Annotated in this window: 13 protein-coding genes; 6 read left to right on the forward strand and 7 right to left on the reverse strand. The window is 60.7% G+C overall.

Features of this window, described 5'->3' with window-relative positions; genetic code table 11:
• On the forward strand, nt 1–378 hold a 378-nt coding region (locus A2I95_RS19085), incomplete at its 5' end, for a hypothetical protein (protein ID WP_291732165.1).
• Between the two features lie 230 nt (nt 379–608).
• Here the strand turns inward: A2I95_RS19085 and A2I95_RS19090 are convergent.
• The gene (locus A2I95_RS19090; protein WP_291732167.1) at nt 609–1,250 is read right to left on the reverse strand and encodes a DUF3365 domain-containing protein; all 642 of its coding nucleotides are present in this window, start codon (nt 1,248–1,250) and stop codon (nt 609–611) included.
• A 287-nt stretch (nt 1,251–1,537) separates the two neighbouring features.
• Between A2I95_RS19090 and A2I95_RS19095 the strand changes: the two genes are divergently transcribed.
• Nucleotides 1,538–1,987 (forward strand): Lrp/AsnC family transcriptional regulator, encoded by a 450-nt coding sequence (locus tag A2I95_RS19095; protein ID WP_291732169.1) that lies wholly within the window; start codon nt 1,538–1,540, stop codon nt 1,985–1,987.
• 86 nt (nt 1,988–2,073) lie between these two features.
• On the opposite strand, the gene A2I95_RS19100 is transcribed toward A2I95_RS19095, so the two are convergent.
• Nucleotides 2,074–3,009 carry a LysR family transcriptional regulator gene (locus A2I95_RS19100; protein WP_291732171.1) on the reverse strand — a complete coding sequence of 312 codons (936 nt, stop codon included), beginning with the start codon at nt 3,007–3,009 and terminating at the stop codon, nt 2,074–2,076.
• Nucleotides 3,010–3,175: 166 nt separating this feature from the next.
• Here A2I95_RS19100 and A2I95_RS19105 point away from each other — a divergent pair, with 166 nt between their 5' ends.
• The 4 genes from A2I95_RS19105 (at nt 3,176) to A2I95_RS19120 (ending at nt 6,679) form a co-directional block, all read left to right on the forward strand.
• Complete coding sequence (locus tag A2I95_RS19105) at nt 3,176–4,189, forward strand: TRAP transporter substrate-binding protein (RefSeq protein ID WP_291732173.1); 1,014 nt, start codon at nt 3,176–3,178, stop codon at nt 4,187–4,189.
• A gap of 71 nt (nt 4,190–4,260) precedes the next feature.
• The gene (locus A2I95_RS19110; protein ID WP_259992774.1) at nt 4,261–4,797 is read left to right on the forward strand and encodes a TRAP transporter small permease; all 537 of its coding nucleotides are present in this window, start codon (nt 4,261–4,263) and stop codon (nt 4,795–4,797) included.
• Between the two features lie 21 nt (nt 4,798–4,818).
• A complete protein-coding gene (locus tag A2I95_RS19115; protein WP_291732177.1) occupies nt 4,819–6,159 on the forward strand; it encodes a TRAP transporter large permease in 1,341 nt (446 codons plus the stop codon).
• A 16-nt stretch (nt 6,160–6,175) separates the two neighbouring features.
• Nucleotides 6,176–6,679: a universal stress protein gene (locus A2I95_RS19120; RefSeq protein ID WP_129373028.1), complete on the forward strand. Its 504-nt coding sequence runs from the start codon at nt 6,176–6,178 to the stop codon at nt 6,677–6,679.
• A 56-nt stretch (nt 6,680–6,735) separates the two neighbouring features.
• Here the strand turns inward: A2I95_RS19120 and A2I95_RS19125 are convergent, their stop codons facing one another.
• From A2I95_RS19125 to A2I95_RS19145, 5 genes are read right to left on the reverse strand one after another with little or no spacing between them, the layout of a single operon-like run.
• Nucleotides 6,736–8,241 carry a M81 family metallopeptidase gene (locus A2I95_RS19125; RefSeq protein ID WP_291732182.1) on the reverse strand — a complete coding sequence of 502 codons (1,506 nt, stop codon included), beginning with the start codon at nt 8,239–8,241 and terminating at the stop codon, nt 6,736–6,738.
• Nucleotides 8,238–9,860, reverse strand: a complete 1,623-nt coding sequence (locus tag A2I95_RS19130; protein WP_291732183.1) for an amidohydrolase — start codon at nt 9,858–9,860, stop codon at nt 8,238–8,240. The genes A2I95_RS19125 and A2I95_RS19130 overlap by 4 nt, the downstream gene beginning before the upstream one ends.
• 23 nt (nt 9,861–9,883) lie before the next feature.
• A complete protein-coding gene (locus A2I95_RS19135) occupies nt 9,884–10,807 on the reverse strand; it encodes an ABC transporter ATP-binding protein (RefSeq protein WP_291732185.1) in 924 nt (307 codons plus the stop codon).
• Nucleotides 10,804–11,784 (reverse strand): ABC transporter ATP-binding protein, encoded by a 981-nt coding sequence (locus A2I95_RS19140; RefSeq protein WP_291732187.1) that lies wholly within the window; start codon nt 11,782–11,784, stop codon nt 10,804–10,806. Before A2I95_RS19140 ends, A2I95_RS19135 begins: the two co-directional genes overlap by 4 nt.
• On the reverse strand, nt 11,781–12,638 hold the full coding sequence (locus tag A2I95_RS19145; RefSeq protein WP_291732189.1) for an ABC transporter permease: 858 nt from the start codon (nt 12,636–12,638) through the stop codon (nt 11,781–11,783). The genes A2I95_RS19140 and A2I95_RS19145 overlap by 4 nt, the downstream gene beginning before the upstream one ends.
• Nucleotides 12,639–12,645 lie beyond the last annotated feature (7 nt).

The following is a 12,645-nucleotide window of genomic DNA, read 5'->3' on the forward strand; positions in this document are numbered from 1 at the left end:
GGCGGAAGCATCCGCTTCAGAACAGCCGCTTTTCGTGCCGGTGAATATCCCACGTCATCGTCCTATCCCGCCCACCTGAAAAATAGAGGAAAAGTCGAGCAGCGGACAACTTCCCTGACACAGGGGGGTATGAGCCAAGCGCCAAGGCTGCTTGTGACGGGCTTCACTCTTCTGGGACTTATCCATTGCATCCGCTGCGGCAGCATAAGTCTGCAAAGTCCGGCGTCTCGATTGTTGAACCTGGCGGCAGCGAATGGACGGTTTGAAAATCGCCTCTCAGCCTGGCTTTCAATGACCGCTTCGGTGAAATCCGCCGTATCGCCAAAACTTCACCGCTGCAGAGGCGAACAATTTCTGCGCAAGCGAAAGCTGCGTTAGTAAAAGTCTGGTTTGTCCGCTCCTTGCCAGTTCGCACCAGCCGAAGCGAACGGCCGTTCTCGTGACCAATCGGACCCAGGCCTAAGGCTCCAGTCTCAACGACGTGAGCCCGTCGCAGTTAATCTGCGCTCAGTCGCAAATATTGTGAGCCAGCGAAAGATTATAGTCTCAAACAATCTGAGCCGAAATCGGCAATGATCTCGCGCCCGAGCACGGATAATCTCAAGCCGCTACAGATAGCGGGTGAACCCGGCAGAGGCTGCCAGGGTGCCGCTGATGTTCTGGCGCACTTCGACGATGCCGCGCACATCGCCCAGCTGCCAGTCGGTTTTCGGCGAGGCGGCATGGCTGTTGTGGCAGCTGACGCAGACCTCAGACACCATCCGGTCGGCAACGGCTACCCGCAGAAAGGTTTCCCCGTCCTGGGTTTCGGTTCGCGAATAGGAGCCGTCGGGGGTGCTGTTCAGATACGCCCAGGCGTCCTGCATAAAGCCGTCCATCCGCCGCCCTTCACGATCCGGAAAAGGATAAGGGCTGTAGAGTGTGAAACTGCTCCGCTCCGCGGCCATCAAGGCGCTGACGTCATGCACAAAGGTTGCAGGCAGCGGAATAACGCCGGGATCTTCCTGATGATTGATCCCCGGGCGCAGGGAGTGCGATGCCACCACATCCTTAACGATGTAGCGGGTATAATAGCCGCGGATCTTCTTGATCTGATTGACCGTCTGCAGGGCGGTGTCCGATGCGGCGTCAATGCTGTTGCGTTCCATCGCCGGCGGGATGGTGAACCAGGCCGCTGCGAGACAGGCGAGCAAGACCACCGGAACCGGGATGATCAGTTTGAACAGCAGGGATTTGTGATTGATACCCATCTAAAACTCCGCAGCAGCCGCGCACAGCTGCAGGAGGCAGGCCGGATATGAAACAAGCCGGATCCTGGAAGCAGTGGCATGTGTATTCACAGGCAAGTTTTCGGCAGCAAGCCTAAGAAACCGGTAACGCCAAAACCGGGGGCAGGCCGCCCGCCGCAAATTCCCCGTTAAATCCGGATGCCTGCGTGCGTCTTCGGGTGCGGCGGCTGCAGATCATCCGGCTCTGCGCGCCCGCGGTCTTGCGGATTCGAGTTGTCATTCCGGCCGAAGCAGGGGAAAAATCAGCTATGGATGAAAAAGACCACGATATCCTCCGGCTGATACAGTCCAACGCGCAACTGACCGCCGAAGCCATCAGCCATGAGATCGGCCTGTCGGCACCGGCGGTGCAGAAACGGCTGAAAAAGCTCCGCGATACCGGTGTGATCGAAAAGGAAATCGCCATTCTTTCCCCGGCGCGGCTGGGGCGGGAGATGACAGTGATCGTGCAAGTGGTGCTGGAGCGCGAAGGCAGGATGCATCTGGACGCCTTCAAGCGCAAGATGCGCCAGGCCAGTCAGGTGCAGCAATGCTATTACACTACTGGCGAGGCTGATTTCATCCTTGTGGTCATCGTTGGCGACATCAAGGAATACGAAGCGTTCACGCAGGAGTATTTCTTTGATGAATCCAATGTCAGCCGCTTTACGTCGTCGGTTGTGATGGACCGGGTCAAGGTGTCGCTGGACATCATTTAAGCCCGGCAGTCAGCGGCCTGAACCGGCCGGTTCCGATATACTGAGCCAAATTGTGCCAAAGTGCACTGCGCGGCGGCTGAGCGGCATCAAACCTCTGCTGCCTGCCCCGAGTGCGCCGCAACCAGCGTATCCAGAAACAGCTTGGTGATGCGGTTTACCGCGGGCCGCTTGCGGGTGACGGCGGCGAACTGGCTGCGGTAGAAGACCTCTCTGGGCAGCACTTTGCGCATCAGGCCGCTGCCGACAAAACCGGCGGCCAGGTGATCCGGCAGAAACCCAAGATAGCTGCCGGACATGATCAGGATCGCCAGCGCCTGCTCGTTCTGCACCTTGGCAGAGCGGCGAAACCCCAGTTTCTGCCCCACATGCAGGTTGGGCGAATTTACCCGGATGCCTGCATAGTTCATCGCCTGCACATCCCGCAGCCCCAGGCTGGTGTGGTTGCAGTCAAAGAACGGATGCCCCTTGCCGCAATAAAGAAACATGTTCTCTCCATACAGCGGCATGTAGTCCAGGCTGGGGGACGGCCGGTGCAGCGCCAGGATGCCGATATCCAGCTGACCGCTGATCACCTTGGTTTCGATCACGTTCGGCGGCTCCAGCGACAGTTCGATCTCCACCGATGGCGCGGCCTTGTTAAAGGCCCGGATGCCGCCCGGCACAAAGGCTTCGGGATTGGAGGCGCATTGGTCGAACAGGGCAATCCGGATGGTGCCGGCCATCTGCTGCTTGATTTCATTCACTTCGGCGCGGAAATCCGACACCGAGGTCAGCAGTCCTTCAGCGGATTTCAGTACCTTGCTGCCGTCGTCTGTCAGCGAAAACCCCGCCGGACCGCGATTGCACAGCTTGAGGTCCAGCCGCAGCTCCAGATCGGCGATGTACTTTGAAATGGTCGATTTGCCGATGTTCAGCTCGGTCTCGGCGGCGGCCAGCCCGCCGCTTTCAGCCACGGCCCTGAACACCCGAAGCAGTTTCAGATCGGCATCGGCGACATGTTTGACGTGTGTTTTGCGGCTCATCCTAAAGTTCGATATATGTGAAACCTTGATATCATAAGTTTACATTCTAGAAACATGAAACGCAATGTAGCCTTTCGCCAGCAAGGCAGGATCGGACTGGCACAAGCGCTATGGAGGGCGTGCCAGCGCGCGCCTTGTCTTCAAGATGACAATACGGGAGGAAGTTATGTCATTTCTCAAAAAGGTCTGCACGCTGACCGCAGCCGTTTCTGCCGCCGCGATGCTGACCACCGGCGCTGTATCCGCCAAGAATTTCAAGATTGCCGTGGGCGACGGCGCCGGCAGCTCGCAGGAAGGCACTGGCAAATTCTTCATTGAAGCACTGGAAGCAAAATCCGGCGGTGCGCATACCGGCACCATGTTCCTGAACGGCCAGCTGGGGTCCGAGCAGGACACCGTCAACGAGGCGGCCATCGGCACCCTGGACATGTCGCTGCTGGCCATCAACAACGTCACACCGTTTTCACCGTCGGTTGGCGTCTTCACCCTGCCCTATGTGATCCTGTCCCTGGAAGATGCGGAAAAGCTGACCCAGGGTCCGATCGGCCAGGAACTGACCGAAAACACCATCCGCGATGCCGGCGTGCGCATTCTGGCCTGGACCTACACCGGTTTCCGCCGCCTGACGAACTCGAAAAAGCCGGTCACCAATGTTGCCGACCTGCAGGATCTGGTCATTCGCGTTCCCAAGAACGAAATCATGATCGAAACCTACAAGTCCTGGGGCATCAACCCGACCCCGATGGCCTGGTCCGAGACCTTTACCGGCCTGCAGACCAAAGTTGTCGACGGTCAGGACAACCCCTACACCACCATCAATGCGATGAAGTTCTATGAAGTGCAGGAATATGTGACCAACCTGCGCTACATCTTCTCGATCGAACCGCTGATCGTCTCCGAGGCCGTGTTCCAGGACCTGTCCGAAGAAGACCAGCAGATCCTGATCGAAGCGGGCAAGGAAGCCACAGTGAAATCGGCGCAGTACCTGCGCGACATCGAAGCCGAGATCAAGGAAGGCCTGCTCGCCAAGGGCATGCAGATTGACGATCCGGCAAATGATGAAGCCGAGTTCATCAAGCTGGCGACCGAAGCGGTGTGGCCCCAGTTCTATGACTCCATCGGCGGTGTCGACAAGCTGAACACGGTGCTGACCACCATCGGCCGCGACCCGGTTCAGTAAGCCTCTGGCATATAACTAAAAACAACAAAGCAGCGCCACGTGCGCTGCTTTGCACAGGGGAGGAGTACATCATGTTCTGGAAATTCCTGGACAATATAGAAAGCTATATCTGCCGCCTATTGCTGTCCGGCTTTGTCATTCTGCTGTTTGTGCAGATCGTCTCGCGCGAGGCGTTCGGCCATTCATTTTCATGGATCGAGGAACTGTCGGTCTACATGTTCGTCTGGTTTGTTTTCTTTGGTGCCAGCTATGCGGCCCTGAAAAGCGCGCACAACCGGGTGACGTTTCAATTCAAATTCCTGCCCGAACGCTACATCAAATATATTGAAGCCTTTGCCGATCTGTTCTGGATCTTCTTCAATGTGTATTTCATCTGGCTGGCCTACGACTTTGTCTTCAACAAGATGAACAAGTTCTGGAAATCCCAGACCTTGGGCGTCGAGATGAAATACGTCTACATGGTGCTGCCGATCGCCTTCACCCTGATGACCATCCGTATTCTGCAGGTGAACTACAAAAAGCTGATCAAGGGCGAGGAAATCCACGACCCCGATCAGATCGACCTTGATGAAATCAAGGCTGCCACCGAAGCGGAGCGCGGCAAGTAAGCGCCGGACAGGGAGAAAAACATGGAAACTCAAATCGTCTCAATTCTGTTCGGGTCGTTCCTGGTGCTGCTGCTGATGGGCGCTCCGATCACGGTGGCCCTGGGCGTCGCCTCGCTGGTGTCGTTCCTGTATCTGGACGAAAACCCGATCAAATTTGTGCAGATCGCCTTTACCTCGGTCGGCTCCTTCCCGCTGATGGCGCTGCCTGCCTTCATTCTGGCCGGTGCGCTGATGGAGGCCGCGGGGATCTCGAAACGCCTGATCAATGTCGCCGAAAGCCTGGCCGGGCCGTTCACCGGCGGTATCTCGGCTGCCACTGTGATGGCCTGCCTGTTCTTTGGTGCCATTTCCGGTTCCGGCCCCGCCACCACTGCTGCGGTTGGCATGCTGATGATCCCGGCCATGATCGACCGCGGCTACGAGAAGGGCTATGCCTCGGCGATCACCGCATCGTCCGGCGGACTCGGCATCATCATTCCGCCGTCGATCCCGATGGTGATTTTCGGCATTGCCGCCCTTGGCATGGCACCGCCGCCGGAAGCGGTCGAGAAATTCGGCACCTTCCAGTCGGTTTCAATCTCGAAACTGTTCATCGCCGGCTTTGTTCCCGCCTTCCTGATTGCCACCAGCCTGCTGATCCTGAACTTCTTCATGTCGAAAAAGCGCGGCTACAAGGGCATGGCTGAGGGCTGGTCGTTCCGCAACGTCGGCTGCGAGATGTACCGGGGCTTCTGGTCGCTGATGGCGCCGCTGGTGATCCTGGGCGGTATCTACACCGGCTTCTTCACCCCGACCGAGGCCGCTATTGTTGCGATCTTCTATACGCTGGTGGTTGGTGTCTTCATCTATCGCGAACTGACCTGGTCGTCGCTGTTCCAGTCGCTGGAGGCCACCACCTGGCTGACGGGCCGTGTTCTGCTGATCCTGTTCACTGCAACGGTCTTTGGCCGTCTGCTGGTGGAAAACCAGATCCCGGCGATCATCGCGGACAGCATGCTGAGCTTCACCCAGAATCTCTATGTGATCTGGGCGCTGATCATCTTCTTCCTGCTGTTTGTCGGCATGTTCATGGAAACCCTGGCAACCATCCTGATCCTGGTGCCGGTGATGCTGCCGGTGGCCTATTCGGTCGGCATTGACCCGATCCACTTTGGCGTGGTGATGGTCTGTACGCTGGGCATCGGCTTCCAGACGCCGCCGTTGGGGGAGAACCTGTTCATTGCCTCAGGCATATCGAACATCTCTATCGAGCAGATCTCGCTGCGCGCCCTGCCCTTTGCTGCGGTGAACACGATTGCGATTTTCGTCATCGCGTTCTTCCCGGAAATCTCGCTATGGCTGCCGCGGCTGTTTGGCTATTGATGTGAAAGGATCTGATATGAAACCGATGATCACCAACATCCTGTTTGCCACCGATCTGTCGCAGAACTCGCCCTATGCGTTGCGCCATGCGGCCAGCCTGGCGCAGGCGACGGGGGCAGAAATCCACGTGCTGCACGTGAATGAGCCGATCTCGGATGATGCCAGGATCACCTTCGAGATGTTCGTGCTGAACGACGAGACCCGCAAATCTGCGGCCAAACGGCGGCATGAGATGGTGAAAAAAGTGCTGGCCGAGCGGCAGGCACGGTTCTGGGCTGCGCTGGAAGGCGATGATGCCAAGATCCGCGACCAGGTCACCTCGGTCGAGGTGACCGACGGCCACCCGGCAGAGGTGATCCTGCGCCGCTCGGTTGAACTTGGCTGCGATCTGATTGTGCTGGGCGCCCATGACCACGGGTTCTCGCACACCTTCCTGGGCACCGTGGCCAAGCGGGTGCTGCGCCGGTCGCAGATCCCGACACTGGTGGTGCCTTACCAGAACGGCGAAGACGACGACTGATCCTCCCCGCAAGCGGTGTTTAGGACCGCTTGCAAACTCCGCCCGTGCAACAAGCCTCAGGCTTTTGCAGGGGCGGCTTTTACATTCGGATGCAGGTTTTTGTAGGGAAACGAACCCAGATCGCAGGGAAACACACCCGGCGCCGCGACCGGATAGACCGCACTCGCCACCGGCTCAAAGTCGGCGCGGAAATGGGCGGTGCTTTTCACACAGATGGTGCGGAAACCCTCTGGCTGCAGCCCGATATGGGTGAAATGCGCCAGATCCAGGCATTGATTGCGGATGCTGGTCACCACCAGTGTGATATCCGCCTCGACTCCATGCAGCCGCAGCGCCGCGGCGGGGCCCAGCGTGGCCACCCCGCCGCCATACATCTCGCCGGTGTAACGGCACATGCCATCGCCGAGCGCGACCACTTGAAACGCTGCTTCATACGGCTTGTCGCCAGGGGTGCCTGACCGTCCGCCAAGCGCCGCGCGGAAGATGCCCCCCTGCCCGGCCTCATGCGCTGCCGCTGCTGTTTGCGGGTCATGAAACAGCCCCATCAGCACGCCCTGCGCACCCGCTTCTGCCAGGGCCGCTAGTAATCCAGTAGTATCCGAGGTGCCGCCTGCACCCGGATTGTCCTGCACATCCGCCAGCACCACCGGCTTGCCCATGCGCGGCTGATTGGCAATTGTTGCGGCCTGCTGCGGCGTCAGCATGGGATGTTCCGACTGCGTTTCCAATTCGGCAAACAGCACCGCAATACGGTCAGCCGCCTGTCCTGCCGCCGCAGGTGTCGGGCCATAGGCAACGCAAGACGGCCGTGTGTCCGGGAAATCCGCCGCTGTGAACCCCAGTGCGATATCCGCAAGAACCCCGCCCCGCTCGAGGGGCGGCAGCGATGCATAAAGCTGCTTTCCAGGTGTTGCGCCGGTGTATTGCGCATGCAGCGGGATCAGATACCCCATCTGCCGGAACGCCTTGTGCAGGACTTCCCCCGCCAGCAGCTGCTGCAGCGCCGGCACGCAGCGCGCGCCGGTTTCTGCCATGTCCAGATGCGGGTAGGTGCGGAAAATCGCAATGTAGGAGGCCAGACCGACCGACGCCGCCGAGATATTGGCGTGCAGGTCCAGGCTGACCACGATGGGCAAGTCCGCACCAACCAAAGCGCGGACCCGGCGCAGGATCTCGCCTTCGCCGTCGGCATATGTTTCCGTGACCATTGCCCCATGCAGATCCAGAAAGAGGCCGTCCAGCGGCCCTGCGTCGCGCAAACCGTCCAGCAACCTGCCGCAGATAGCCTCAAAAGCCGCATCGGTCACATGCGCACTGGGTTCGGCTGAGCACCAAAGGATCGGGATCAGCTCCATCCCGGCCCGCTCTGCCGCCGCCGCAAATCCCGCGACCGGCAGGTTCATGCCGCGGGTCTCAGAGACCACCTCCGCCCCCTGCAGCATGGCAGGCCAGGAATCGGCCATCTCAAACTCTGCCAGCCCGGCCTTGGTGGTGCCGAAGCAATTGGTTTCGTGTTGGAAACCGGCGATGGCAATCCGCGGTTGCGCCTGCAAGCCTGTCATTGCCCCTGCGCCCAGACTGTTTTGCCGCGGCGGATTGTCCGCGTGACCCTAGTGGTCTCAAGGCTGTCAGGGTCTTCCAGCGGATTGCGGTTCAGAATTGCAAAATCCGCCAATTTGCCAGGCTCGATGGAGCCGCGGGTGTCCTCCTTGAAAACCTGCCAGGCAGCGTCGATGGTCTGTGCGCGCAGGGCAGACAGCGCGCTGATCCGCTGGCCCTCGCCCAGCCGCCGCCCGCTGGCCGTCAGCCGGTTCACAGCGCAATGGGCCAGATGGATCGGCCGTGTCGGCGTCACCGAGGCATCATTGTGGATGGTGTAGCGCACGCCGAACCGCTCAGCCGAGGCACAGGGGGAAATCCGCCCGGCACGGTCCGGCCCCAGAAAAGTATCGTAATGCCGGTCGCCCCAGAAATGCACATGCGCCGGGAAGAAGCTGACGGTGATCCCCAGCCTGGCCATCTGCTGCAACTGGTCATCGCGCAGGGCCTGGCCGTGAATGATAGTATGGCGGTGATCCGCGCGCGGGTTGGCCTCCAGCGCCGCGGCCACCGCCTCGATGAACATCTGCGCGCCGGCATCGCCGTTGCAATGGCAGTGGATCTGATAGCCCAGATCATGCAGTTTCTTCACTTCGCGGCGGTGATCCGCTTCATCGGCATAGGGCATCCCGCAAGGCTGCTCCGGGTCCGCGGGCCGGTGATAAGGCGCGCTGAGGTATGCGGTCTGCAGCTGAAAGGCCCCGTCGGTGAACAGCTTGCGCGGGCCAAGGGTGAAATGCGGGTTGCCGGGCCAGTCCAGCGCATCGGGGCCGCTGCTCAGTGCCGGTTCCAGCTCGCCGATGGGCAGCAGCATCAGATCATAGCCGGGATCCTGATCCGCAGGCAGCGAGGCGAAATGCCCAAGCATCTTGCGCGTGGCCCAGGCATTTTGGGCATAAGTCACGCCATAGGACAGGTATTCATCCCGGCAGCTGTTGAAACCCGCCCAGAACCGCGCGCGGTCGATCAGGAAATCGGTATCGCCCATCTCGCGCATCGCTGACAGGCCCTCTATCAGCCCGTTCAGCGCGCCGGTTTCCGGATCACGTCCGAACCGACCGCCCAACGGGTCGGGCGTATCGCGGTTCACGCCGTGTTTCTGCAGCGCCAGCGAGTTTGCAGACCCGTTGTGGCCCGACGCGTGAATCACCCAAACCGGGTGATCGGTGGACACACTGTCCAGCTCGGCCCGCGTCGGCATCCGGCCTTCGGCAATGGCTGTGTTGTCAAACAACACCCCCATCACCCACTCGCCCGCAGGGGTTTGGGCCGCCCTGGCCCGCAGCCGCGCCAGCGCGGTGGGGATGTCCGGGCAATCGCCGCTGGGGGCGGAGGCAAGGTTCACCCGGAACAGCCGGATGAAGCCGGGATCAGGGAAATGCCCATGCGGATCGATAAAGGCGGGGATCAGGGTCTGGCCTTGCAGATCCACTTCCTGCGTGCCTGCAGGCATCTGCGCGCGCAGCTCGGACGCAGGCCCGGCCATGCGGATGGTTTCGCCGTCGGTCAGCACCGCCTCGGGCGTCGAGTTGGCCGCATCCATCGTCAGGATCGGGCCATTGAAATACAATGTGCTCGTCATGGTCTTCTTTTCTTTGCAGGATGTCAGCCGAGAGGCGCCAGGCAGCGAAGCCCATGGCCGTTTTCGACCTCCCATTGCGGCGTCTGAATGCAGAACTCCTGGGCAAACGGGCAGCGTTCGCGGAATTCACAGCCCGAAGGGCGTTTGAGCAGGCTGGGCGGCTCGCCTTTCAGGGCGATGCGCTCAAGCCGGGCATCGGGATCGGGTTCCGGGTTCGCGCTCAACAGGCAGCGGGTGTAGGGATGGCGCGGGTGTTTAAAGATCGCCTCGGTGGTGCCTTCCTCGACCAGCCGGCCCAGATAGAGGATGCCCATCCGGTCGGCCACATGACGCACCACATTCAGGTTGTGGGTGATGATCACCATTGCCAGCCCCAGCCGCTCGCGCAGGTCGTTCATCAGGTTCAACAGTTCCCCCTGGACTGACACATCCAGACCCGCGGTAGGTTCATCCGCCAGGATCAGCTTGGGCTCCAGCGCCAGCGCGCGGGCGACGCCCACCCGCCGCGCCTGCCCGCCCGACAACTGATAGGGATAGCGGTCGGCAAAATGCGCAGGCAGGTTTACCATTTCCAAGAGACGCTTGGCTTCGGCGTCCAGATCACGGTCCTTCATGCCCTGAATGCGGTAGGGTTCGGTGATCAGGCTGCGGATCGTCAGGCGCGGCGACAGGCTGCCGACCGGATCCTGGAACATCATCGCAATGTCCTTGCGCAGGGGCCGCAATACGCGTTCCGAAGCGCCGCGGATTTCCCGGCCCTCGAACTTGACAGACCCCTCCTGTGCAGGTGCCATCCCGGCAATCGCCCGGATCACCGTTGTCTTGCCGGAACCGCTTTCGCCCACCAGAGCATAGGTTTCGCCCGGCTCCACGGTAAAGCTGACACCGGCCAGCACGTTGACCGGCCCATAGCTGGTCTTAAGGTCTTTCACATCCAGCAGGCTCATTCTGCAGCCTCCTTATGGTTCAGCCAGCAGGCGGCGTGGTGGCCTTCTTTCAACTGGGCCAGCGGCGGGACTTCTGACGCACAGCGCGCCAGTGCCTGGTCGCAGCGGTCACGGAAGATGCAGCCGCCGGGCAGGTTGGCCAGATCCGGCACCTCGCCCGGAATGGTGGGCAGCACGCGGGCGCGTTCCTTGATGTGGCCCGGGTCGCAGTCGATCAGACGGCGGGTGTAGGGGTGCTTGGGATCGTGGAAGATCTCGCGCACATCACCGCTTTCAACCACCGCGCCGGCATACATCACCACGACCCGGTCGCAGAGTTCTGCAATCACCCCCAGATGGTGCGAGATGAACAGGATGGCGCAGTCGAACTCTTGCTGCAGTTCCTGCAGGCGCTCAATGATCTGCACCTCCAGTGTTGCGTCCAGCGCCGTGGTCGGCTCATCCGCGATCAGCAGGTCCGGTTCCGACATCAGCGCCATCGCAATGGCAATCCGCTGCCGCATCCCGCCGGAGAACTCATGCGGGAACTGGTCCAGCCGTGCCTCCGGATCCGGAATGCCGACGGCGCCCAGCATCTTGGCAGCGCGGGCCCGTTTGTCGGCCTTCGACGCCTTGGAGCGGTGCTGGATATCCAGCATCTGCTGGCCGATAGACAAAACCGGGTTGTGGGTCTGCATCGGGTCCTGAAACACGATAGAGATATCAGCACCGCGCAAATCCCGCATCTTGCGCTCCGGCAGTTGCAGCAGGTCTTCGCCCTTGAACCGCACCTCGCCCTGACGGAACCGCGTGTTCGGTGCGGTCAGCCGCAGAATGGACGAGATCAGGGTGGACTTGCCGCATCCCGACTCGCCGACGATGCCGACAATCTCGCCCTTGCGCACATCAAAGCTGATATCGCGCAAGGCCTTCAGATCGCCGCGGGCGGTTTCATAGTCGACGCTGAGGCGGTCGATTTCCAGAAGTGTCTCGGTCATCGCTGTTTCCTCAGTTTCGGGTCAACCACGTCACGCAGGGACTCGCCCAGGAAGGTGAAGCCAAGCGTTGCCAGGATGATCGGCAACCCGCCGCCCACTACCAGCCAGGGGGTCTGGCGGATCAGCGAATAGCCGTCTTTCAGCAAGGCGCCCCAGCTCGGCGTCGGCGGTTTCACCCCCAGGCCAAGGAACGACAGACCCGCCTCCAGCGCAATCACGGTGGGGATGTCCATTGCCGCCAGCACCGCCAGTACGCCAACGATATTGGGCAGCATATGCACGCCGAGGATGCGTTTCATGCTGGCCCCCATCGAGCGTTCGGCCAGAATGAATTCGGAATTGCGCAGGGTGAGTGTCTGGGTCCGTGCCACCCGGCCATAGGTCGGGATCGAGGTGGCCATAACCACCACCACAACGGTCTGCAGGCTTGGCCCCACCAATGCGACCACGGCCAGCGCAAACATCACGGTGGGGAAGGAGCGGATGGTGTCAAAGAACAGCATCAGCAGATTGTCGAGCCATTTCGGCCCGTAGCCTGCGATCATACCCAGCGTCAGGCCGATGGCCATGGCGCCGAATACGGCCGGCAGGGCCACTTTCAACGCCACCTGGCCGCCCATCACGACGCGGGAAAACGTATCGCGGCCCAGCTGGTCAGTGCCCAGGATATGTGCGGCGGACGGCCCTTGCAGGCGGTCCTTGATATTCATCGCCACGGGATCATAGGGCACGATCCAGACGGCAAAGACGGCGCAGAACACAATGGTGCCGACAATGATCAGCCCCATCAGCCCCAGCGGGTCGCGGGCGACGCCGTGGATGATCTGGCCCAGTTCGGAACGGGATTTGGTCATAACGCCC

Source organism: Leisingera sp. F5 (assembly GCF_001593695.1).